Below are 22,839 nucleotides of genomic sequence, written 5' to 3'. Positions count from 1 at the left end.
GCATCCATGGCACGGGTGACGCGCGCTGAGATCGACCGGCTGGTCGGCGGCGACCACCATGACCCGCATTCGGTCCTCGGGGCGCACCCCGACCGCGACGGCGTGGTGGTGCGGGCGCTCCGCCCGCTCGCCGAGCGCGTCGAGGCGGTGCTGCCGGACGGGTCGCGGCACCGGATGCGGCACGTCCACGAGGGCGTGTTCGAGGTGACGCTGCCCGAGGGCGCCTCCCTGGCCGGGGACGCGCCCGGCGAGGCGCCGCTCGCCACCGCCGACTACCGGCTGGCGGTGACCTACGGCGACGGCGCCGAGACCGTCCAGGACGACCCCTACCGGCACCTGCCGACGCTCGGCGAGCTGGACCTGCACCTGATCGGCGAGGGCCGGCACGAGGAGCTGTGGCGGGCGCTCGGCGCCCGGGTGCGCGGCTACGCGTCGGCGTTCGGCCCGACCGAGGGCGTGGCGCTCGCGGTGTGGGCGCCGACCGCGCGCGGGGTGCGCGCCGTCGGCGACTTCAACCACTGGGACGGCCGCGCGCACCCGATGCGCTCGCTCGGCTCCAGCGGCGTGTGGGAGCTGTTCGTGCCCGGCACCGGCGACGGCACCGCCTACAAGTTCGAGATCCTCGGCGCGGACGGGGTGTGGCGCACCAAGGCCGACCCGATGGCGCAGTACACCGAGGTGCCGCCGAAGACGGCGTCGCGGGTGTTCACCTCCCGGCACGAGTGGGCCGACGGCGACTGGATGGACCGCCGCAAGGACCGCTCCTGGGTGCACGAGCCGATGAGCGTGTACGAGGTGCACCTCGGGTCGTGGCGGCCCGGCCTCGGCTACCGCGAGCTGGCGGACGAGCTGAGCGCCTACGCCGTCGACATGGGCTTCACGCACGTGGAGTTCCTGCCGGTCGCCGAGCACCCCTACGGCCCGTCGTGGGGCTACCAGGTGACGTCGTACTACGCGCCGACGTCGCGGTTCGGCGACCCCGACGACTTCCGGTACCTGGTCGACCGGCTGCACCAGGCCGGCGTCGGCGTCATCGTCGACTGGGTGCCCGCGCACTTCCCCAAGGACGAGTGGGCGCTCGCCCGGTTCGACGGGACGGCGCTGTACGAGCACGGCGACCCGACGCGCGGCGAGCACCCCGACTGGGGCACGCTGGTGTTCAACTTCGGCCGCTCGGAGGTCCGCAACTTCCTGGTCGCGAACGCCTCCTACTGGCTGGAGGAGTTCCACGTCGACGGGCTGCGCGTGGACGCCGTCGCGTCGATGCTCTACCTGGACTACTCGCGCGAGGACGGGCAGTGGACGCCGAACGTCTACGGCGGCCGCGAGAACCTGGAGGCGATCTCCTTCCTCCAGGAGATGAACGCCACCGTCTACAAGCGCAGCCCCGGCGTCATGACGATCGCCGAGGAGTCCACCGCCTGGCCGGGCGTGACGCGGCCGACGCACCTCGGCGGCCTCGGCTTCGGGTTCAAGTGGAACATGGGGTGGATGCACGACACCCTCAACTACCTCCAGCACGAGCCGCTGTTCCGCAACTACCACCACGGCGAGCTGACGTTCTCGCTGGTGTACGCGTTCTCGGAGAACTACGTGCTGCCGCTGTCGCACGACGAGGTCGTGCACCTGAAGGGGTCGCTGCTCGGCAAGATGCCCGGCGACGCCTGGCAGAAGTTCGCGGGACTGCGCGCCCTGTACGCCTACATGTGGTCGCATCCGGGCAAGCAGCTGCTGTTCATGGGCGGGGAGTTCGGGCAGGGCGCCGAGTGGGCCGAGTCGCGGCCGCTCGACTGGTGGCTGCTGAACGACGCCGCCGAGGGCGCGCACCACCTCGGGCTGCAGCGCATGGTCCGCGACCTGAACGCCGCCTACCGGGCCGAGCCCGCGCTCTGGACGCGCGACAACGATCCGGAGGGGTTCCGCTGGATCGACGCCAACGACGCGGGCGGCAACGTCCTGTCGTACCTGCGGTACGGGGCGGAGCCGACCGCCGGCGACGTCGCCGAGCCGCCGGTGCTGGCGTGCGTCGTCAACTTCTCCGGGACGCCGCACGAGGAGTACCGGGTGGGGCTGCCGAGCGGGGGCCGCTGGCGCGAGGTGCTGAACACCGACGCGTTCGACTACGGCGGCAGCGGCGTCGGCAACCTCGGCGCGGTCGAGGCGGTGGCCGAGCCCTGGCACGGGCTGCCCGCGTCGGCGGTGCTGCGCGTCCCGCCGCTCGGGGCGCTCTGGCTCGTCCCCGAGGGGTGAGCGGCGGCGTCTAGGGTGGCGGGATGAGCGTCCCGCAGCACCTGCGCATCGTCCCGTCGGAGTTCGTGGTGGAGCACCTGCCGCACGCCACGCTGCCCGAGGACGACGAGTGGATCGCGCTGGTGCGCGCCCCGGAGGGCCTGACGGTCGTCCGGGACGCGCCGCCGTTCGGCGGGGCGACGCGCTGGACGGGCTTCTACGGCGACGCCGCGCACGGCCTCGACCAGCCGGGCGTGCTCGCCGCGGTCGTCGCGCCGCTCGCCGAGGCGGGCGTGCCGGTGTTCGTCGCCTCCACCTACCACGCCGACCTGGTGCTGGTGCCGTCGCCGCGCGTCCCGGACGCCTCCGCCGCGCTGAAGGCCGCGGGGCACCGGGTCAGCCAGAGCTGACGGGGCCGCGTCGCGGCAGCCGGTCCAGCAGCCAGCGCGGGCCCGTGACGGACGCCCCGGCGGCCTCGCAGCGCGCGCGCAGCCCGCGGTCGGCGGTGACGACGACGCGGCGGGTGTCGGGCTCGTCCAGACCGGCGAGCTCGGCGATGAGGTCGTCGCCGCTGCCGGGCGCGGCGACCACCCGCAGGCCGTCCGCCGGCTCGTCCGCGACGCCGCGCGCGGCGCCCTCGACGACGAGGACGGTGTCGGGGAAGGTCCGGTCGAACGGCGAGCCGGGCACGCCGCCGACGCCGTCGCCGAGGGCGGCGAGGTCGTCGCGCAGGCGGGCGTTGGCGCCCGCGCGGTCCTTCCACCAGCCGTCGGCGCGGGCGCCGACGACGTTCGCGGCGTCCACGATCAGCACGATCCGGACGAGGCCCTCGCGGAGCGCCGGCCACGTCCGCTCGAACGGCGCGAACAGCTTGTACCCGGCGACGCGGTCGGCGGCGACCCACGCGGCGCGGCGGGTCTCCCGGGACGCGGCGCGGACCGGCGGCATCGCGTCCACGGCGCCGACGACCGAGGTGAACGCCCAGCCGCCGTGGTCCTCGGTGCGCGCGCCGAGGACGCGGACGGCGGAGGTGTCGAGGGTGCACTCCTCCTCGGTCTCGCGGAGCGCGCCGGTGACGGGGTCCTCGTGGCTGTGCGTGGCGCCGCCGAACATCCCCCACGTGCCGCCGCCGAGGCCCCACCAGGCGCGCTGCTGGAGCAGCACGTGCAGGACCCCGGCGCCGTCCCGGTGGAACGGCAGCAGCCCGGACGCCCCGTAGCGGCCCCAGTGCGTGTGCCCCTGGCCGCACTCGGCCCAGCCGTCTCCGTCACCCATGAGCGCGACGATATCGGGCGGCGTTCTCTGTACGGTGGGTTCCACGTCCGGGGGGATGGCACCAGCTACGCCGAGGGGCGCCCATGCCGCACGACCCGCTCGACCCGTCCGACCCGCGCTCCATCGGCCGCTACCGGGTGCTCGCGCGCCTCGGCGAGGGCGGCCAGGGGGTGGTGTACCTCGGCGCCGACGCGACCGGCGAGCAGGTCGCGATCAAGGTGCTGAAGCACGCGGACGCGTCCGCGCGGGCCCGGTTCGCGCGGGAGATGGCGGCGGCGCGGCAGGTCGACGAGTTCTGCACCGCCGCCGTCCGGGACGTCTCGGTGGACGGCCGCGAGCCGTACGTGGTGAGCGAGTACATCGACGGGCCCTCGCTCGCCGAGCGGGTCCGCGAGCGCGGCCCGCTGAGCGGCGGCGGGCTGCGGCGGCTCGCCAACAGCACCGCGACGGCGCTCGCGGCGATCCACGCCGCCGGGATCGTGCACCGCGACTTCAAGCCCGCCAACGTCCTGCTCGGCTCCGACGGGCCGCGCGTCGTCGACTTCGGCATCGCCCGCTCCATCGACGCCGAGACGCACACGCAGATGGTCGGGACGCCCGCCTACTTCGCGCCCGAGTGGCTCGCCGGGCGGCCGCCGACGCCCGCGTCCGACGTGTTCGCCTGGGCCGGGACGATGGTCTACGCCGCGACCGGGCGGCCCCCGTTCGGGTCGGGGCCGTCGCTGCCCGCCCTCATGAACCGGATCGCGCACGGGCCGCCCGACCTCGCGGGGGTGCCGCCCGCGCTCGCCGGGCTGCTCGCCGAGTGCCTGGACAAGGACCCGCGGCGGCGGCCGACGGCGCGGGACCTGATGATGCGGCTGGTCGACCTGAACGCCACCCCGTCGCAGCCGCTCCCGCAGCCGTGGACGGGCGCGGAGGCGACCGGCCCGCTCGGCGGCGCCGCCCCGACGGTGGCGGCGGACGCGGCGCCTCCCCGCCGCCGCCGGACGGCGGTGGTCGCGGTCGCGGCGGCCGCGGCCGTCCTGGTGGTCGCGGCGGGGGTGTGGCTGGCGTCGCGGCTCGTGTCCCCGGACGCGCCGCCGGTGGCGGCGAGCGGCCCGCCGTCCGCCTCGGCTGCGTCGGCGTCGGCGTCGGCGTCCGCGTCGTCTTCGGCGCCGTCCGGGACGGTGGTCCCGGCGGCCTTCGCGGGCACCTGGAAGGGCACGATCGTGCAGGAGGGCGGCCTCACCTCGTCCGACAGCGTGCGGACGCCGGTGACGCTGACGCTGAAGGAGGGCGAGTCCAGGGGGCACGTCTCCTACGAGGGCTGGAACTGCGCGTTCGACACCCAGGTCACCGAGATCTCGGGGGACGTGCTGACGCTGCGCGAGCTCGGCGGCAGCGCGGCCGGCTCCGGCGGCTTCTGCGTCCCCGGCGAGGTGACGCTGACGCGCTCGGGCGGCGGCCTGGCCTACTCCTCGGGCGGCGCCGGGACCGGCGACACCACGGGCGACCTGCGCAAGACCTGACCCGTGCGGTGACCCGTGCGGCGGCCCGTGCGGCGGCCCGTGCGGCGGCCCGTCCGGTGACCAACGGCACATCGCCGCGCCCGGCCCGCGCCGAATACCATTCGGCGGAGCACCGTCTGCGAGAGGAAGGCCCGATGAGCGCGGAGGCCGAGGCCGCCGACCTGTGGAACACCCTGTCGGGGGCCGAGCTGATCCAGGCCATCGCCGACGGCCGCTTCCCGCAGATCTCCGACATCAACGACCACATCGGCCAGGTCATGGTGTCGGCGGTGCCGGGCCGGATCGAGCTGTCCTGGACGCCCGACGAGCGGCTCTGCAACCCCGGCGGCATCGTGCACGGCGGCTACATCGCCATGATCCTCGACAATGCGGTGTGCCTGGCGGGCACCAGCACCTGCGAGCACTTCATGCCGATGCTGACGCTGAACCTCAACATCGACTACCTGCGGCCCGTGCAGGCCGGCCGCACCTACACGGTGTCCGGCGTCTGCGTGCACCCCGGCCGCACCCGGATGGTCTGCACCGCCGTCCTGGCGGACGCCGAGGGCCGACCGGTCGCGCAGGCCAACGCCGGCGTGCTGCCCAACAAGGCCTTCGCACGCTGATCGTCAAGGCAGCGCATAGGCTGGGTCCATGGTGGATCCTGGCTCCGTCGTCAACGTCATCAAGCAGGCGCGCGGGCGCCGCGCCGCGCCGCTGATCCTGGAACTCGACCTCGCCGACGGGCTCGCGGAGGCCCCGCCCGCCGACCCGGTGTCGGCGCTGCTGTCCCTGCGCCGCACCCACCTGCGCGACGTCCTGGACGGCCTGCGGCGGGCCCGCTCGGACGCCCGGGTGCGCGCCCTCGTCGTCAAGATCGCCGGCGGGGTGCCGCTCGCCCTGGCGCAGGAGCTGCGCGAGGCCGTCACCGCCGTCCGCGCCGCCGGCAAGCACACCGTCGCCTGGGCGGAGACCTTCGGCGAGGGCGGCCGCGGCTCGGTCCCCTACTACCTGGCCACCGCCTTCGACACGGTCTGGCTGCAGCCGTCCGGCGAGGTGGGCCTCACCGGCGTCGCGCTGGAGGAGCCGTTCCTCGCCGGCGCCCTGGAGAAGGCCGGCGTGCAGCCGCGCTTCGCCAAGCGGCACGAGTACAAGACCATGGCGAACACGTTCATGGAGACCGGCTACACGCCCGAGCACCTGGAGTCGTCGCAGCGCCTCGTCGACTCGCTCGGCGAGCAGCTCACCGCCGGCATCGCCGCCGCCCGCGGCCTGCCCGAGGACAAGGTCCGCGACCTCACCGACCGCGGCCCGCTGCTGGCCGGCGAGGCCCTGGACGAGGGCCTGGTCGACCGGCTCGGCTACCGCGACCAGGTGTACGCCGACCTGCGCGAGCGGTTCGGCGCCGAGGCGCAGCTGCGGTTCGTCACCCGCTACGCCCGCGCGACCGGGCTCGCGAAGCGGCTCCCGACCCCCGGCAAGCACGACGGCGTCGCCCTGATCACCGGGCTCGGCGCGATCCGCCTCGGCCGCAGCGGCCGCGGCGGCCCGCTGCCGTCGCAGGGCCCCGCGATGGGCTCCGACACGATCGGCGCGGCGTTCCGCGCGGCCGTCCGCGACGAGCGGGTGAAGGCGATCGTGTTCCGGGTGAGCAGCCCCGGCGGATCCGCCGTCGCCTCCGACGCGATCTGGCGGGAGGTCGCCCTCGCCCGCGAGGCCGGCAAGCCCGTGATCGTATCGATGGGCAACGTCGCGGCGTCCGGCGGCTACTACGTCGCGATGGGCGCGGACACGATCGTCGCGCAGCCCGGCACGATCACCGGGTCGATCGGCGTCGTCATCGGCAAGCCCGTGGTGACCGGCCTCCTGGACCGGCTCGGCGTCGGCCTCGGGCACGTCGCCGACGGCCGGCACGCCCGCATGTTCTCCGTCACCGAGGACTTCACCGAGTCCGAGTGGGAGCGCATCGACGCGTCCCTGGACGCCGTCTACGACCAGTTCACCGCCAAGGTCGCCGAGGGGCGCGGGCTGACCCGCGAGCGCGTCCACGACCTGGCCCGGGGCCGCGTCTGGACCGGCGCCGACGCCAGGGACAACGGCCTGGTGGACGAGCTCGGCGGCCTGGACACCGCCCTCGATCTCGCCCGCAAGCGGGCGGGGCTGCCCGCGGACGCGCCCGTCCGCTCGTTCCCGCACTCCTCGCCGCTCGACCGGCTCCGCCCGCCCGACTCCAGCGAGGACCGCACCGCCGCGGCGGCGCGCTTCGACGGCTGGGGCTCGCTCGGCGGCGTCGCCGCCCGCCTCGGCCTGCCCGCCGCCGGTCCGCTGACGCTGCCCGGGACCTGGGAGATCCGCTGACCGGCGCCGACTTCACCGACGCCGTCGCCGGGTTCGCGACGGGCGTCGTGGTGCTGACCGTCCGCGACGGCCGCGACGACCTCGGCACGACCGTCACCTCGTTCATGTCGGTGTCGCTGGACCCGCCGCTCGTGCTGGCGGGCGTCGCGACCTCGTCGTACCTGAGCGAGGTGCTGTCGCGGCAGGACCGGTGGGCGGCGACCGTCCTCAGCGCCGGGCAGAAGGCCCTGGCGGGCCGCTTCGCCGCCGAGGGCCGCCCGTCCGCGCGGCTGCTCCTGGCGTCCGAGCCGCACCACCGCGGCCCGCGCTCGGACGCCCTGGTCCCCGACACCGGCCTCGCCGCGCTGGAGTGCCGCACCCGGCAGCGCATCGAGGCCGGCCACCACACCCTCTTCGTCGCCGAGGTCGAGGCCGCCGACTACATCGCCCGCGCCCGCGACCCCCTGATCAGGGTGAACCGCCGCTATCTCGGGACGGCGTGAGCGGCCTTGCGCCTGCTGGACGGGGAGCCGCGCTACACCAAGATCGGTATCGCGCACCGGGACCGCGACGCCGCCGTTCGGGATCCGGCTCGGCCGGGCGGAGCCGGAGGTCGGCCCCCCGTCCTGGGCCGCCCTACCGCTCCTGGGCGGCGAGGTCCTTGGGGAGGCGCTCCAGGAGGCCGCGGAGGTCGTCGGCGTGCTCCTCCTCCTGGGCGAGGAGGTCCTCGAAGACGCGCTTGGTCGTCGGGTCCTTGTCGCCGAGCCACTGGACGATCTCGGTGTAGGAGGCGATCGCGATGCGCTCGGCGATCAGGTCCTCCTTGATCATCTCCACCAGGTCGGTGCCCGCGTGGTACTGCGCGTGCGAGCGGGTCGTCAGCGTGTCGGGGTCGAAGTCGGGTTCGCCGCCGAGCTGGGCGATGCGCGTCGCCAGCTTGTCGGCGTGCTCCTGCTCCTCGCCGGCGTGCTCCAGGAACTCGGCCGCGACGGCCTCGGAGTGGATGCCCGTCGCGGTGTAGTAGTGCCGCTTGTAGCGCAGCACGCAGACCAGCTCGGTCGCCAGCGCCTCGTTGCAGACCTGGATCACCCGCTCCAGGTCCGCGCCGTACGCCTCGGTGATCGGCCCCTTGTCGATCTCCTGGCGGGCGCGCGCCCGGATCGTCTCGATATCGGTAAGAAATTCGGCCATGTCTGCCTCTCCCTCGGCTGTGCAGGAGTCCGGTGCCCGGGTCTGCCGACGTTCACACTTCCCTTTTCCCCGCCTTCCACACGGCCGCCACCTGCGGCACGCCGGGCCGGTAGGCGAGGTGCACGTGCGAGGGCGCGTCCAGCACCAGCACGTCCGCGCGGGCCCCCGCGCCGAGCCGCCCGACGTCGGTCCGCCGGAGCGCGCGGGCGCCGCCCGCCGTCGCCGCCCACACCGCCTCGGCGGGCGTCATCCGCATGTCCCGGACGGCCACCGCGATGCAGAACGCCATGCTGGAGGTGTAGCAGGAGCCGGGGTTGCAGTCGCTGGCGAGCGCGACGGCGGCACCCGCGTCCAGCAGCCGCCGCGCGTCCGGGTAGGGCTGCCGGGTGGAGAACTCCACGCCGGGCAGCAGCGTCGCGACCGTCTCCGATCCGGCGAGCGCGTCCACGTCGGCGTCGCTCAGGAAGGTGCAGTGGTCGGCGGACGCGGCGCCGAGCTCCACCGCGAGCCGCACCCCGGGGCCTTCGCCGAGCTGGTTCGCATGCACGCGCGGCGTCAGCCCGGCCCGGACCCCGGCCTCCAGCACCTCGCGGGCCTGGTCGGCGTCGAACGCGCCGCGCTCGCAGAACACGTCGATCCACGTCGCGTAGGGCGCGCACCTGGCCAGCATGTCGGTCGAGACGAGCCGCACGTACTCCCCCGGCCGGTCCGCGTACTCGGCGGGCACGACGTGCGCGCCGAGGAAGGTGACCTCGTCGGCCTCCTCCGACGCGATCCGGACGGCGCGCTCCTCGTCGTCCACGGTGAGCCCGTAGCCGGACTTGCACTCGACGGTGGTCGTCCCCTGCCGCACCATCTCCGCGACGAGCCGCCGCACGTTCGCGCGCAGCTCGTCGTCGCCCGCCGCCCGCGTCCGCGCGACGGTCGTGCGGATGCCGCCGGCGGCGTAGGGCTCGCCGCTCATCCGCGCGGCGAACTCCTCGGCCCGCTCCCCCGCGAACACCAGGTGCGCGTGCGAGTCCACGAACCCGGGCAGCACGGCCCGGCCCCCCGCGTCGTAGACCTCGTCGGCGTCCGGCGCGGCCGCGGCGTCCCCGGCCCAGACGACCGCGCCGCCGTCGATCACCAGCGCGGCGTCCCGCCGCACCCCGAGCACGCCCTCCCCGAAGCCGGGCTCGTTGGTGACCAGTTCCCCGATGTTCCTGATGACGGTGCTCACCCGCCCAGAATGGCACCCGCACCACCGCCGCCCGGCCCCCGCCGCACCGCCTCCGTCTCACACCCGAGACGTGTATCGTCCGCCCCGGAGGCGACAGGGTGCCTGGTGGCCCTCCCGGTCTTCAAAACCGATGGTCCCGAGCACCTCGGGACGGCGGGTTCGATTCCCGCTCGCCTCCGCTACCAGGGCTTTCACCCCCTCCCCCACCTCTCCCCACGACGCCAGGACCCCACCTGGACACCGCGATGGGAACAATATGGGAACACCTCGCCGTGATCGCGTCCGAGATGACCTCTCGCACCCCTCCCCTGAAGGACTGATCACGTCTTCGGCAGGCAGTGCATACCGAACCCCGGACACCGCCATGCGATCTTCCCCGTCCCCGAACCGGTCCAGCGAACGATGCTCTTGCGAAGCGCCAGGCTCCTTCGGCCCTTCCGTCCGCTCCTTCGAGAAGGGCGATGATCCGTTCCGCGACGTTGCCCTGGTCGACCTTGCGAACGTGCGCGTACAGGTCGCGCGTGATGGTCGTCGTCGAGCGACCGAACTGATCGGAGACGATCTTGACGTCGAGGCCGGCTGCTTCCAGTGCCAAGGTCGGCCAGTCCACAGCCCCTGACCTCCCATGGTCAGCGACTGGTCTCTATCTGCCTCTCAACGATCTAAAGTGGCGACACGACCAGAACACGCCGCCCGCCAATATGGTCTCAAATTGGTAACGCACTCCTATAAGTGCAGGTCGCGAAGTGTTCTCTCCGCGCGAGCGGAGGTGGTCCGCATTGGAAGGGCATTCTTTCCATACTCACCGGGTTCTCTCCGCGCGAGCGGAGGTGGTCCGGTCTACAGCGAGGTTCCCGAGTGAGGATCGAGGGTTCTCTCCGCGCGAGCGGAGGTGGTCCGGCGTGTGCCCGAGCCGCATAGTCACATAGGAAGTTCTCTCCGCGCGAGCGGAGGTGGTCCGTACGCCTGGAATGTGCGGCTCACTGTACGGGCGTTCTCTCCGCGCGAGCGGAGGTGGTCCACCGGATTCGATGGGCTCACAGCGGTAGTAGTGGTTCTCTCCGCGCGAGCGGAGGTGGTCCGGTGATGTGTACCTTGCGCTCATTCGCCGGTAGGTTCTCTCCGCGCGAGCGGAGGTGGTCCGACCGCGACGGAGACGGTCAACAACTCGGCGTCGTTCTCTCCGCGCGAGCGGAGGTGGTCCGGACGATCCGGCGGGGATCGACATGGACGAGTTGTTCTCTCCGCGCGAGCGGAGGTGGTCCGACCGTCCATCCGGTGACGGTGGAGTCCCTGCCGTTCTCTCCGCGCGAGCGGAGGTGGTCCGCCGTGATAGTGATCGGTCACGTCTTCTAGATCGTTCTCTCCGCGCGAGCGGAGGTGGTCCGACGCCAAGGCGCTGGCCGAGACGGCGCGGGCGGTTCTCTCCGCGCGAGCGGAGGTGGTCCGTCCGCGTCACCGACCGGCCGATCTTCACCTGCGTTCTCTCCGCGCGAGCGGAGGTGGTCCGGCGCCGATGGCCATCCAGAGCAGCGACTTGAGGTTCTCTCCGCGCGAGCGGAGGTGGTCCGCCCCGGCGCCGTAGCGCCGGGGCTTCCCCATCGTTCTCTCCGCGCGAGCGGAGGTGGTCCGGGCGGGGACGCTGCGGCGGCCCGCCCGAGGGCGTTCTCTCCGCGCGAGCGGAGGTGGTCCGGGTTTGTTGCTGTCCCCTCTCCGGGGCAACCGGTTCTCTCCGCGCGAGCGGAGGTGGTCCGTTCGACGAGACGCTCATGGAACCTCTCGACCCGTTCTCTCCGCGCGAGCGGAGGTGGTCCGCCAACCCATATCGGCACGTGGGCGTACAACAAGTTCTCTCCGCGCGAGCGGAGGTGGTCCGCCCTGCCCGGACTCCTGACCCCGCGCCCGCGAGTTCTTTCCGCGCGAGCGGAGGTGGTCCGCCGTACGGGATGTCGCCGAACAGGTCGGCCTGGTTCTCTCCGCGCGAGCGGAGGTGGTCCGCGGCGGTCGGAGTTGTCGAGGGTCGCGGCGAGGTTCTCTCCGCGCGAGCGGAGGTGGTCCGCTCCGCCTGGTCTACCGCCTGCTGCACGAGTCGTTCTCTCCGCGCGAGCGGAGGTGGTCCGAGGCGGGCACCGGAACGCTGCACTTCTCCCGCGTTCTCTCCGCGCGAGCGGAGGTGGTCCGCCCGCTCGACACGAACGGCCCACCTCCCCGATGTTCTCTCCGCGCGAGCGGAGGTGGTCCGACCCGCAAGGGCCGCCACGAGAAGACCTACACGTTCTCTCCGCGCGAGCGGAGGTGGTCCCTGGTACTGGCCGGTGAACGAGCCGATGCCGAGGTTCTCTCCGCGCGAGCGGAGGTGGTCCGCGGGCGTGGAGCGCTACCGAGCGCGGATCGCGGTTCTCTCCGCGCGAGCGGAGGTGGTCCGATGATCGCGCCGCCGCCGAGGATGACCAGGTTGTTTTCTCCGCGCGAGCGGAGGTGGTCCGCGACCACGCCCCCGCCCCCGTTCATCCCCGGGGTTCTCTCCGCGCGAGCGGAGGTGGTCCGGTCTTGCGGTCCATCCCCTCGTCGCGCGTGAAGTTCTCTCCGCGCGAGCGGAGGTGGTCCGGTCTTGCGGTCCATCCCCTCGTCGCGCGTGAAGTTCTCTCCGTGCGAGCGGAGGTGGTCCGACGTCGAACGACCCCCACATCTCACAGGAGTAGTTCTCTCCGCGCAGGCGGAGGTGATCCGGTGCTGGAGATCGCGGCATCGATGAAGGGCCAGTTCTCTCCGCGCAGGCGGAGGTGGTCCGCAGGTCGGACCGGGTCCAGGTGTCGCGGGCCTGTTCTCTCCGCGCAGGCGGAGATGGTCCGGCGACGGCCGCCAGACACAGGGCACCTCGTTCGTTCTCTCCGCGCAGACGGAGGTGGTCCGCCTATCGAACCTGACGAGTTCGCCGGACCGGGGTATTTAGCTTGATAGCGCCGTTAAAAGAGTTCGGTCTCGTCGTCGATTGGTTCGGCTGGGTTGAGGGCGATGAGGGTGAGGCCGTCGAAGTCGATGGGGGTTCTGCGGCGTTCGCCGGCGGTGTGCAGGGTGAAGCCTTGTTCGTTGGCGTCGGGGTGGAGCAGGAGGGCCGCGCCGTCGCCTATTGATGCGGCTACGGCTGACCAGAGTTCCGTTCGCACGCGGGCTGAGAGGGTGCCGATGTAGAGGCCGGGCATGGGTTCGGTCATCCAGCGGGTGAGGGCGCCTCGTAGGTGGTCGGAGACGGCGGTGGTGGCGATGACGGTCATCGTGGCCATAGGTTATTCCCCGCCGTAGTTGGTGCCGCCGGCCAGGTTGCCAAAGTCGGGATCCCAGAGGTCGACGAGTTCCTCGCTGGCCTCTTCGGCGTCTTCTCGGCGGGTGCCGTCGTCGGGGTCCAGGAGGGTTTGGATGTCGGCGACGATGCGTGGCAGGAGCCGGAAAAGGCGTAGGCCGTCGCGGAAGGAGCGGCGGGCTTGGCCTTCGGGGTCGGCTGCGTCGTGGAGGGAGAAGGCGAGGGGGATGGTGAGTTCGGCTTTGTACAGGTCGGCGATGTCGTAGACGAAGGAGTGCGATGTGCCGGTGTGGACGAAGCCGAGTCCCGGTGAGCAGCCGATGGTGCTGATGGCGGCGTGGGTGATGCCGTACAGACAGGCGCTGGCCGAGGAGAGGGCTCGGTTGACGGGGTCCTGCTGGTCCCAGTCGTCGGGGGCGTAGGAGCGTTTGAAGGGCTTGATGCCGTTGCTCTGCGCCAGCGTCCGGTAGAGGGCCTTCATGCGGTGGCCTTCCAGGCCGCGGAGCTGGGCGACGGTGGCGTTCGCCGGTGCGGTGTCGCCGAAGCGCTGCAGGTACATGCGGCGGGCGATCTCGGCTCTGGTGGTGTCGTCGGCCCAGGCGCGGACCTGGGTTTCGAGCCAGCGGGTGGGGAGCGAGTCGGGGACGTTGGCGGCATAGCAGCGCACGCCGGCTGCGCCGGTACAGACGACGGTGGTGCCGTGGCGGGCGAAGGTGGACAGCGCGCGGGTGGTGATGGAGACGCCGGGGCCGAGCAGCAGACATCCCAGGGCGGCGGTGGGCAGCGCGACACGGCGGACGTCGTCGCCGATCTGGAACATCGCCTTGACGCCGGTGTCGTCCTGGACGATGCGGGCGACGTCGACGTACAGGAACGACAAGGAATCGCCGATGCGCGGGAGCATGGCGGCGGTCGGGGCGGCGAGGCGCTGGCGGGCGTTGCGGGGTGTTCGCGCGCTCATCGGGCGGGGGCCACGGTGAGCAGCCCGCATCCGAACGCCTTGCCGCGGCCGATGCCGGAACGGATGCGGGTGAGCAGGGCTTGGTGGTCGGTGATGGTGGCGGTGCCGTCGAAGCGGGTCCGGACGTGGGTCATGCGTCCGCCCTGGCGGTTGCCGGTCGCGCTGTCGAGCGGGGTGCTCGTCAGGCTGTGCAGGACGAGGCCCGCGGCTTCGGCCTGGCGGCGCCACCAATCGTCGGCGTCGGGGCCGGTGAGGGGGACGATCTGCTTGGGACGGCCCGCTGTGGTGTTCTTGCCGAGCTTGCTGGTGGCGTTGGCGGTGATCCGGTAGTTCACCGTGGCGCCGTTCCGCAGGCTTTCCAGCAGGGGGGACAGTGTCTTGCTGCGGGCGGTGCCGTAGGTGTCGGGCAGCCTCTCCAGATCCGGTTTGAGGTTGCTCTGCACGAGGATGCCGGTGCCGCTGCGGGTTTCTTCGATGCGGAAGAGAACCGCCGCCTGGAGGCGGGCCTGGTCGCCGAGGTCGGCCGGGAACAGCTTCATGATGCGCCGGTGCAACTTCCCGACGTCGCGCAGGTCACCGTGGACTCCGGAGTGGCGCAGGTCAGGGACGATCTGGGTGAGGAACAGTTCCGTGGTCATGAGGGGGCGCTCCCGGGGGACGGTGCAGGACCCAGGTGTTCGATGAGCCGGTCGATGTAGTCGGTGCCGTATCCGCCGCACTGGTCCGCTGGCAGTTGCTCGTGGCGCCTGTAGACGGGCCGGGTCTGGTACCGGCGGTGGTGCGGCAGGAAGGAGACCGGATCGTCCTGGATCTCGGTGTAGATCTGGTCGGCTGCGGGGAGGTGCGGCCATTCCGGATGTTCCAGCGGTGCGTCGCTGCGGAACTCCACCCGGACCGATTCGGTTTCGCCGTTCGGCTTCACTCGGGCGAGAGGCAGTTTGATCAACTGCTCCAGGGGGTCGCCGGTGATGGTCGTCAGCAGCAGGGGCGCGGTCGGTGGGCATGAGCGTCGACCCAGGTAGGGGGGCCAGACGGGATCGCGCAGCGCGGCAGCGCACTCGTCCAGGAGGCCCGCATCGGGCGCGGTGACGGCCACGGTGAACGCGGCGTCGGCGAGGTAGTAGCGGTCGGAGATCAGGGTCGCCTTGTCCGAGCTGCGCCGCTTGCCCTCGGCGGTGATGACGGTGAGCGAGCGCGGCATTCCTCCGCCGACGGTGTGGAAGTCGCGGAGGAGCCGTCCGGGACGGTCGATCCGCACGGTGAAGCCGAGCGCGGCCAGCTCTCCGATGGGCCGATCCCGCGCGCGTCCGAGCGCTGAGGAGATCAGTCCGATGAGCCCGGAGCGGGTCGGGGCGGTGCTGGTGTCGCGCTCGTTGAACCGGGATCGCTCTCCCCAGGACTGCATGGGACCGCTCAGATGCAGCAGGAAGGCGGTGGTGCTCATGCCCGTGCCCCATCGGGCAGCGCTCGGGCGAGCGCGCCCTTGATGAGGTCGTCGAAGGAGTCGACTCGCTCGCCGAGGTTGGTCGATTCGTCGTCCGCCAGGGTGGCGTAGGCGCTGTAGAGGAGCCCGCTCTTGCCGAGCAGCTTCTGGACGGCGCCCGCGTACCTGTCCAGCTCGGCGACCGAGGGAGCGGCGTGGCCGCCGAAGCGCTCCGGGCGCACCGGCTTCTCGAAGGCGGCGGCGTAGGAGACGGGCCGGCCCGAGCGGATGGTCACGTGCGCCAGGTGCGGGATGGTGTTGGGGGCGGTGGAGTTCTTCTTGGCCTGCGGCAGGGAGAGCAGGGTGGCGCGGACGAGCTCGGCGCTCAGGCGGGCGGTGTCGTCCAGGGCGCCGCCGAGGTTGCGGTGCAGGTCCTCCAGGTCCAGGACGACGTAGCGGTAGAGCACGCCGGCGCTGTGCTCGGAGTTGCCCATGTGGGCGCTGCCAGTGGTGTCCCGCCAGTCGGCGGTGATGTCGTCGACGGCGCTGAAGTAGTCGATCTCGGTGTCGGTGGCGTGGGTGGTGAAGGAGTGCGCGACCTGGACGGCGCCGTCGACGTGGGCATCGTCGACCTGGGCGAGCATGCGGCCGAACAGGTTGATGATGCCGTTGCGGCTGCGCAGGACCGCGTCGACCTCGGCCGTGGGGATGACGGCGGCGGCGTGCTTGCGCTCGAACTTCGTGGGCTGCTTGGCCTGCTCCAGGGCGTCGCGGTAGCGGATGGCCAGCCGGGCGAGCTCGGCGACGGCGGCGGCCGGAACGTAGATCATGGCCGCGGTCGTCCACGCCTTCTCGCCGTCGCTCTCGTCGTCGTCCTTCTTCTTGTTGGGCGGTTCGGCGCCGACGCTGCTCGACATGCTGACGTACCGGCCGGCCTTCTCGGCCAGGTCGGCGGGCCAGTCGTGCTCGTCCGTCAGGGCGGCGGCGATGAGTTCGGGCAGGCGGCGGGTGCGCAGGGCCTCCTGGCCGATCGCCTGCTGCAGGTGCAGCCGGATCGCGCGCTTCCAGGACTGGCTGCTGACGCGCGTGCGCTCGACGCCGCCCCACTCGACGGTCTTCACCGAGTTGGTGTCGTCGCGGTTGAGGTTGGCGTACGGAACGGGCTGGATCACGTGCACTTCGAGGAAGCGCCCGGGAAGGGAGGTCATCACGGCTCCTGGGGAGGGTCGAGTTCGTCGCCGGCCTTCGCGGCGGCTTGGTCGGTCTTGAAGCGGGTGCGGTAGAACTCCTGGAGCCAGCGGCGAGCCGTCCGCTCGCGGGAGGTGTCCCAGGTGCGGATGTCGAGCAGGAGCTGCGTCCAGTCGACGGAGTCCGGGCGGACGGCGAGCGCGCGGACGGCGGCCGGCAGGTGCCGGTGCAGGCCCTTGGTGCTCTGCCTGGTGAGCAGGTTGAGCCGGGCCTCGGCAGCGCTCTCGCGCAGGACGCCGCGTGCGACGCCCTCGGCGAGGCAGACACCGAAGTTGCGGCTCTTGGCCTGCGCCGCGTCCTGCGCGCCGCGTGCCTGCGGCGGCAGCGAGGCGATCATCGACGCGATCGCGTAGTAGGCGCGCTCACGGTCGGTGTCCCTGCCCGCCGGGACGTATGCGGCGATCAGCTTGTGCATGCGCTGGCACTTGTCGATGGGCTGCCCGAGGCCGCTGCGCAGCGCTGCGCGCTTACCGGGGTCCTCGCACAGCCTGTGGACGAGGGCGATGAAGTCGGCGGCCTCGCTGGGCTGCCGGGCGGGCGACGCCGCCTCGGTACTGGACTCGCTGGTCATGGATGCCTACCGGAAGGTGGGACGGACAGGTCAGGCGGAGCGCTTGGTCTTGGCGCGGCCGAACAGTTCCAGGCGCGCCTGCTCGACGGCGCGGGCGCTGCGGGCGTCACGGACGTGCGACCAGGTGACCTCGTTGAACGCGCGCAGAGCGAGGGCCAGGAACGGGCGCCAGGGATCTTCGATGTCCTCGCCGTCCATGATCTTCCTGTGCAAGGCCCAGAACAGCTCTTCGGCCTCGGGCCAGTAGATGGCGGCGGCGTGCTCGTTCCAGGCACAGTCGGCGATCTTGGTTTCGGTGAGCAGCGCCCACGCCCGCTTGGCCGCGTAGTCGAGGCGATGTCCGAACATCTCACCGGCGGTGCGGAGCTTGCCGATACGGTCGGCCTTCGCCGGCTCACGTTCGCCGATCTTTACGAGCAGGGGCGGAGTGACGGCGGTGACGAACTGGACGTCTTTGGTCTTGCCGTCCTGATCGAAGCCGAGAGCGCGGACCTTGAAGAAGTCCATGACCCTGAAGGTGCGCAGCACCTCGGGGGGCCGCGGCCCGCTTTCGGTTCCGGTGCTCAACTGCAGCAGGCCGTCCAGGTCGCGCCAGAGCGCCCGGTCGGCCTTGGCGTACCTGGCATAGAGATTGCCCTGCTGGCTGAGCTGGATCATCACGTAGGAGTCGTTGGTGGAAGGCTGCTTGCCCCGGCGGCCCCAGGTGATGAAGGCGTCGACGACCTCTTGCCCGGCCTCGTCCGGGACCAGGAGGAGGGCGTGCTGCCAACCGCCCGTCAGCCTCGACCGCGGTCCGGCGTACGCCGACGCCCCCGCCGAGACCTGCGCTACCGGATCGGGGAGGTCGGGCCGCTCCCACGGACACAGGTCCTCGTCTCGCCGCACGTCGGGATCCGGCGGCACGAGGCCGGCGAGCAAGGTGTCCAGGAGGGTGTCGCCCTCCAGGTGGTAGGAGAGGCTGGAGCGCAGCGGGCCGGCTGAAACGTCGGCGGCGCTCACGCCTTCGTGCACTCGGGTCGCGCACCGCCCGGAAGGGCCGTAGTAGAGCCACACCAGCAGGTCGGCGAACGCCTCGTCGGGCTTTAGCGGCACCGGCGAGGCGTCCCAGTGATGACCGAACCAGACCGCGTTGTTGCCGGCCGGACGTCCGATGGCGAGCTTGTTCACGCCCGACGACTTCGGGCAGACGGCCGGATCGGCGAGCCGGGGGTCCTGGAGGAACGGACGGTTCTCGTCGAAGAGGTCGAAGCGGCCGGCGAACTCATCGAAGTAGGCGTCGACGTCCTCTGCCGCCAAGCCGCGCTCGCGGATCTCCTCCCAGCGGTCCCACCACTCCTGGCCCTCGTACTCGTCCTCGTCGAGGTGAGCGATCCGCGAAGTGATGGCGTAGAGCAGCCGGTACAGGGCCGACTGCGCCGGCGGCGGCGTGACACCGATGCCCTCGATCTCGTGAGCATGGACCAGCAGGTCCCGAAGCCCGAGCCTGACGGGACGCTTGGCATCGCGGTCCGCCCAGCGCACACCGATGCAGGCTTCGGTGGAGACATCGAATCGAGGTCGCGTCACGGATCAACCATTCGTGAAGATGGATAATTGGCCGGAGATATTAAAGAAACCCCACCCGGCAAGGGCAATTCGCCGATGATGCGCAAGATCGGCCGAGCTGAAAAATTTCTCAAACCGGCAGAGCGAAGCACCCCACCGATACCCCGTCCAGTAGACACCCCCAATATCACATCATCCCAAAGAGGGCTTCACTTAGGATGAAGCAGTCCGGATGAGTCTTCAACTGAATTATGACAAGTCGATAAGGCATGGGTGATGGATTCGCTCAAATCCATCACAACCAGCAGAGGAGGTTCGAATCCCCGCCCTCTCTCAATCTCCCACGAGAGTACATATCCGCAGGTCAGACTATTAATGACGCACCCTAGACGAGAAGTTTGAGCCCATCATGCGGGCTGTAGACGACTCTCCCTGACCGCATTCGGCCATGCCACACCCCGCCTGCGTCCTGCCGCATAGGCAGCAGCTTCCAATAGCGGAGCACGGAACTCTCCTCCCATCCGTCCGGGAGTTCGAGAAGTTCCGTCCCCTCGCGAATCCATTGCTCTGGGACCGGGATAACGAACCGGGCGATGGTCTTGGCGTCCCCGGTGGTGACCCGCCGGCTGCCTGACAGGCCAGGGACCGGCAGCTCTCCTGCTTCGTCGAGGGTTCGTTCTCCAGACGGCTGGCCATAGACGCAGACCACGCGTTCGGAGGCAGCACCCAAGCGTGTCGTGATCATCGACTCGGTGACATGTTCCATGGGCTCGGTCAGCGGCCGAAGAGTGCGCAGCTTGACGTGATGTGGTGAAGGAATCCGAACTCCGTCGGCGATCTGGTGCGATGAGGCATCCCTCGCGAGCCGCTGGAAGTCTTCCTTCTGCAGCGCTTGTTCCTCGGGCTGGGCCATGGGCACATGAGAGGTGAATTCCTCGTTATAGACCGCGTCGACGAGCTCTTGGACCGAGCCCGGAACGGCGACCGGTGCGCCTTCTCTCATCCGCAGCAGTCCGCTCGTCCGGCGCAGGAGAGCGGCGTCGTAGACCGCCGCCCATGCGGTCGGAGGCTCGAAGCCTCCCTTGCCGTCGGTCGGGTCGAGGACGACGATGCGCGGACGACTTCCGATCCATTCCGGGCGGCGCGCGTGATGCAGGTCCCCGGCGGGATTGCGGTGGCGCTGGCAGCGTCCCGAACGCTGGAGGAGGAGGGCGATGGGCGCCAGGTCGGTGATGATCAGGTCGAAGTCCAGGTCCAGGGACTGCTCGACGATCTGAGTGGCGACCAAGACGGCGCGCGGCCTCGTCCCCTTCGCGGTCCCTTCTTTCCCGAACTCGCGCTCGCAGCGGTCGGTGATGTCCGCTCGATCGCCGGTCCGGAAGCGCGAGTGCAGGAGAGAGAGCGCCGGGGGCTCGACGCCGCTCGCGCGCAGTTCACCGAACCAGCGCTCCAGCTCGGTGTAGGTCTGCTGGGCCTCGGCGACCGTGGTGCAGCAGACCAGTACGCAGCCGTGCTCGCTCTCGACGACGGGGGCGAGCTGCGTCCGGATCACCGACATGCGGCTGTCGGGGCGGCCATCGCCGGCGTCGTGGCGGAAGGGGCGGACGTCGAACTCCAGATCCCGTTCCCGTTCGCTGGTCACCTGCCGGGGAGAGGAGACCGTGCCGGTGACGGCGTCGGCGAAGAGCCAGCCCGGATAGCACGGCGTCACCTCTTCGGAGAGGGTGTGCCCCGCTCCCTTCATGTAGGCGCCCACCAGCGCTCGGGCGGCGGAACCCGTCAAGGTCGCCGACAGCAGCACGACGGGGGTCTTGAACGCCCCCAGCCATTCCAGCAGGCGGAGGAGGAGCGCGTTCATCCACGCGTCGTACGCGTGCGCTTCGTCGATCACGACGACTTTTCCGGACAGGGCGAGGAGGCGGAGCACGTTGTAGCGGACGGGCAGTACGCCGGTCAGCGCCTGGTCAATGGTGAAGGTGCTGAGCGGGGCGAGAAGCCCGCGGCGGCTGGAGTGCAGCCACTGAGCGGCGGCGACGGACGCCTGCCGATCGCTGAGAACCGGAGACGCCTCCGCTGCCGCCGATGCGGCCTCGGCAGAAGCGTCGGCCGAGAGCCAGGCCATGCTGTGCACGCGGGTCAGCGCGGCGTCACCGCGGAGCGCCCGACCGGCGAACTTCTCGACTCGCTTGTGCATGGCGTCGGTGGTCGCCATGGTCGGAAGACAGAACCCCAGGCCGCTGACGTCACACGAACGGCTGAGGACGCCGGCGGCATGAAGCGCCACCTCCGTCTTTCCATCTCCCGGCGGTGCCGTGACCAGCAGCAGACCGGGTCCGTTGACCAGAGCCGGTAGGTCGTCGGCGACAGAAGCTTGCAGGCTGTTGGGCGAATGGAACCCGAACAGCTCGCTGAAACCGAGGTCCGCGAACTCGGCGCGCCCCAGACCGGCCTCGCGGATGAGAGAAGGCGCATCCGCGACGGCCTTCGCCCAATGCGCCCGCACCGCCTCGCCCGTGGCCACCCACCCCTCTGCCGGAAGACGGCCCTGGATGAACGACTCCTGGCTGGCCAACCAGTCCGCCACGATCACGATGCCGATGACCGCGACGGCCAGCGGAACAGGAAGCGGTTTGGAGAGCGATGCGTCGGCTTCGGTCAGCTCGCGGAGCAGAAGTACATGAGCCTCACGCTGTTCGGCCCACACTCCGTCGCCCACTCCTGGGCACGTCCCGGCCGGGTCCTTTATCTCAAGCCCTCGCAGCTCCGTGCAGAAGCGCCCATGATGCCCGCCGAGCAACTGGGCGATCTGATGGCTGGCACCGCGCCACTTCGATGGATCGCCGTATCCCAGATCGCCAAGGATCTTGGCGAGCGCCCGGTGACTCACCTCAGCATGGCTCAATCCCCTGGCAGGAGCCGAATCGGCATATTCGGGGCTCTCGTCCAGCAGACGCTTGAAGGGGCTTTGCACCAGTGTCTGGAAGGACGGCGAGATCTTCCCTATGTCGTGCAGGCCGGCCCAGAAAGAGATCAGCTTTCGCATGTCCTGCCGCGGCAGTCCGAGCACGTCCGCCTGCGCCAGGACGGGAGCGCCAGGTGCCATGGCATCGTAAAGAGCGCCGGCGACGGCTGCGACGTCCACAAGGTGGCATACCACTGGGTAGGGACGCGCGAGGCCGTGCTCCTTGCCCCAGAGCCGGGCATCAACGCGTCCCGCTCCCTGCTCACGCCTCTCTAACTCGTCTGCGCCCATCACGCTCCCGGGTTGAACGACCACGAACAGATACGAGCTAAGCAGACGACACTCACAAAATCGGGCTCGTTCTAGAATTTGGCCATGCCACCGCCCGACCGCACCTGGACAGCAATGTCTCAAATTGATAACGGCCCTACATAAGCCCAGGTCGCGAAGTGTTCTCTCCGCGCAGGCGGAGGTGGTCCGTACGGGGGGAAGGTCACCGACCCGGTCGTCAAGTTCTCTCCGCGCAGGCGGAGGTGGTCCGATGGCGCCGAGCTGCAGACGGATCGCCTCATGGTTCTCTCCGCGCAGGCGGAGGTGGTCCGGGCATCCATGTCCGCCTGAGCATCTCGGAGCAGTTCTCTCCGCGCAGGCGGAGGTGGTCCGACCGCTCGTGTCGCCGCCGAGCGGGCTCTCGCGTTCTCTCCGCGCAGGCGGAGGTGGTCCTTCGATTGCGATTGTGGGATCGCTTTCCTGCCCGTTCTCTCCGCGCAGGCGGAGGTGGTCCGCCAGGCGGGGGGAGACGGGGCAGCGCTACGCCGTTCTCTCCGCGCAGGCGGAGGTGGTCCGTGCTCCCATGTCTTGGCGTCAGCGGAGCGTCCGTTCTCTCCGCGCAGGCGGAGGTGGTCCGGGTATTGAAGACACGTTCGCCCGCTTCGGTTCGTTCTCTCCGCGCAGGCGGAGGTGGTCCGCCGAGATCACCCGTACACTCGCCGCCCAAGCAGTTCTCTCCGCGCAGGCGGAGGTGGTCCTCGCGCCCGCCGCCCGCGACCGCCACGAGTGGCGTTCTCTCCGCGCAGGCGGAGGTGGT

General features: G+C 71.1%; 17 protein-coding genes, 1 tRNA gene and 2 CRISPR repeat arrays (1 of these 20 running past the window's edge). Of the genes, 7 read left to right on the top strand and 11 right to left on the bottom strand.

What is annotated here, in order from left to right; translation table 11 throughout:
- The first annotated feature begins 6 nt into the window (after window positions 1-6).
- Both glgB and K1Y72_RS18850 read left to right on the top strand, forming a co-directional pair.
- Window positions 7-2,250 carry a 1,4-alpha-glucan branching protein GlgB gene (glgB, locus tag K1Y72_RS18855; RefSeq protein ID WP_220167672.1) on the top strand — a complete coding sequence of 748 codons (2,244 nt, stop codon included), beginning with the start codon at window positions 7-9 and terminating at the stop codon, window positions 2,248-2,250.
- A 23-nt stretch (window positions 2,251-2,273) separates the two neighbouring features.
- A complete protein-coding gene (locus tag K1Y72_RS18850) occupies window positions 2,274-2,639 on the top strand; it encodes an ACT domain-containing protein (protein WP_220167671.1) in 366 nt (121 codons plus the stop codon).
- On the opposite strand, the gene K1Y72_RS18845 is transcribed toward K1Y72_RS18850, so the two are convergent.
- Entirely contained in the window at window positions 2,626-3,504 is an 879-nt protein-coding gene (locus K1Y72_RS18845; RefSeq protein ID WP_220167670.1) for an NUDIX domain-containing protein, read from the bottom strand. The genes K1Y72_RS18850 and K1Y72_RS18845 overlap by 14 nt on opposite strands.
- An 83-nt stretch (window positions 3,505-3,587) precedes the next feature.
- Between K1Y72_RS18845 and K1Y72_RS18840 the strand changes: the two genes are divergently transcribed.
- The 4 genes from K1Y72_RS18840 to K1Y72_RS18825 all read left to right on the top strand — a co-directional run bounded on the left by K1Y72_RS18840 (window position 3,588) and on the right by K1Y72_RS18825 (window position 7,834).
- Window positions 3,588-5,015, top strand: a complete 1,428-nt coding sequence (locus K1Y72_RS18840) for a serine/threonine-protein kinase (protein ID WP_220167669.1) — start codon at window positions 3,588-3,590, stop codon at window positions 5,013-5,015.
- A gap of 134 nt (window positions 5,016-5,149) precedes the next feature.
- On the top strand, window positions 5,150-5,620 hold the full coding sequence (locus K1Y72_RS18835; RefSeq protein ID WP_220167668.1) for a PaaI family thioesterase: 471 nt from the start codon (window positions 5,150-5,152) through the stop codon (window positions 5,618-5,620).
- A 28-nt stretch (window positions 5,621-5,648) separates the two neighbouring features.
- On the top strand, window positions 5,649-7,352 hold the full coding sequence (gene sppA / locus K1Y72_RS18830; RefSeq protein ID WP_220167667.1) for a signal peptide peptidase SppA: 1,704 nt from the start codon (window positions 5,649-5,651) through the stop codon (window positions 7,350-7,352).
- The gene (locus K1Y72_RS18825) at window positions 7,337-7,834 is read left to right on the top strand and encodes a flavin reductase family protein (RefSeq protein ID WP_220167747.1); all 498 of its coding nucleotides are present in this window, start codon (window positions 7,337-7,339) and stop codon (window positions 7,832-7,834) included. Before sppA ends, K1Y72_RS18825 begins: the two co-directional genes overlap by 16 nt.
- A gap of 133 nt (window positions 7,835-7,967) precedes the next feature.
- Here the strand turns inward: K1Y72_RS18825 and K1Y72_RS18820 are convergent, their stop codons facing one another.
- Window positions 7,968-8,522 carry a ferritin-like domain-containing protein gene (locus K1Y72_RS18820; RefSeq protein ID WP_220167666.1) on the bottom strand — a complete coding sequence of 185 codons (555 nt, stop codon included), beginning with the start codon at window positions 8,520-8,522 and terminating at the stop codon, window positions 7,968-7,970.
- Between the two features lie 52 nt (window positions 8,523-8,574).
- Window positions 8,575-9,741, bottom strand: a complete 1,167-nt coding sequence (hutI, locus tag K1Y72_RS18815; protein ID WP_220167665.1) for an imidazolonepropionase — start codon at window positions 9,739-9,741, stop codon at window positions 8,575-8,577.
- A gap of 86 nt (window positions 9,742-9,827) precedes the next feature.
- Here hutI and K1Y72_RS18810 point away from each other — a divergent pair.
- Window positions 9,828-9,920, top strand: a tRNA-Sec gene (locus K1Y72_RS18810).
- Window positions 9,921-10,489: 569 nt separating this feature from the next.
- Window positions 10,490-12,654: a CRISPR direct-repeat array (repeat unit 29 nt; unit sequence GTTCTCTCCGCGCGAGCGGAGGTGGTCCG).
- 53 nt (window positions 12,655-12,707) lie between these two features.
- On the opposite strand, the gene cas2e is transcribed toward K1Y72_RS18810, so the two are convergent.
- From cas2e to cas3, 8 genes are all read right to left on the bottom strand, one after another.
- Complete coding sequence (cas2e, locus tag K1Y72_RS18805; RefSeq protein WP_258572773.1) at window positions 12,708-13,016, bottom strand: type I-E CRISPR-associated endoribonuclease Cas2e; 309 nt, start codon at window positions 13,014-13,016, stop codon at window positions 12,708-12,710.
- A 12-nt stretch (window positions 13,017-13,028) separates the two neighbouring features.
- Complete coding sequence (gene cas1e, locus K1Y72_RS18800; RefSeq protein ID WP_220167663.1) at window positions 13,029-14,003, bottom strand: type I-E CRISPR-associated endonuclease Cas1e; 975 nt, start codon at window positions 14,001-14,003, stop codon at window positions 13,029-13,031.
- Window positions 14,000-14,641, bottom strand: coding sequence for a type I-E CRISPR-associated protein Cas6/Cse3/CasE (gene cas6e / locus K1Y72_RS18795; protein WP_220167662.1), 642 nt, complete (start codon window positions 14,639-14,641; stop codon window positions 14,000-14,002). The genes cas1e and cas6e overlap by 4 nt, the downstream gene beginning before the upstream one ends.
- On the bottom strand, window positions 14,638-15,447 hold the full coding sequence (gene cas5e, locus K1Y72_RS18790; RefSeq protein ID WP_220167661.1) for a type I-E CRISPR-associated protein Cas5/CasD: 810 nt from the start codon (window positions 15,445-15,447) through the stop codon (window positions 14,638-14,640). The genes cas6e and cas5e overlap by 4 nt, the downstream gene beginning before the upstream one ends.
- The gene (gene cas7e / locus K1Y72_RS18785) at window positions 15,444-16,634 is read right to left on the bottom strand and encodes a type I-E CRISPR-associated protein Cas7/Cse4/CasC (protein WP_220167660.1); all 1,191 of its coding nucleotides are present in this window, start codon (window positions 16,632-16,634) and stop codon (window positions 15,444-15,446) included. Before cas7e ends, cas5e begins: the two co-directional genes overlap by 4 nt.
- Window positions 16,634-17,245 (bottom strand): type I-E CRISPR-associated protein Cse2/CasB, encoded by a 612-nt coding sequence (gene casB, locus K1Y72_RS18780; RefSeq protein WP_220167659.1) that lies wholly within the window; start codon window positions 17,243-17,245, stop codon window positions 16,634-16,636. Before casB ends, cas7e begins: the two co-directional genes overlap by 1 nt.
- Window positions 17,246-17,275: 30 nt before the next feature.
- Complete coding sequence (gene casA, locus K1Y72_RS18775; protein ID WP_220167658.1) at window positions 17,276-18,811, bottom strand: type I-E CRISPR-associated protein Cse1/CasA; 1,536 nt, start codon at window positions 18,809-18,811, stop codon at window positions 17,276-17,278.
- Between the two features lie 364 nt (window positions 18,812-19,175).
- The gene (cas3, locus tag K1Y72_RS18770) at window positions 19,176-22,043 is read right to left on the bottom strand and encodes a CRISPR-associated helicase Cas3' (protein WP_220167657.1); all 2,868 of its coding nucleotides are present in this window, start codon (window positions 22,041-22,043) and stop codon (window positions 19,176-19,178) included.
- Between the two features lie 160 nt (window positions 22,044-22,203).
- Window positions 22,204-22,839: direct repeats of the CRISPR family, unit length 28 nt; unit sequence GTTCTCTCCGCGCAGGCGGAGGTGGTCC; it runs 1,161 nt beyond the window's last position.

This window comes from Actinomadura parmotrematis (genome assembly GCF_019458805.1).
GTDB lineage: Bacteria > Actinomycetota > Actinomycetes > Streptosporangiales > Streptosporangiaceae > Spirillospora > Spirillospora parmotrematis.
The sequence above is the reverse complement of the archived record's forward strand: the minus strand, read 5'-3'. Positions and strand labels throughout refer to the sequence as shown.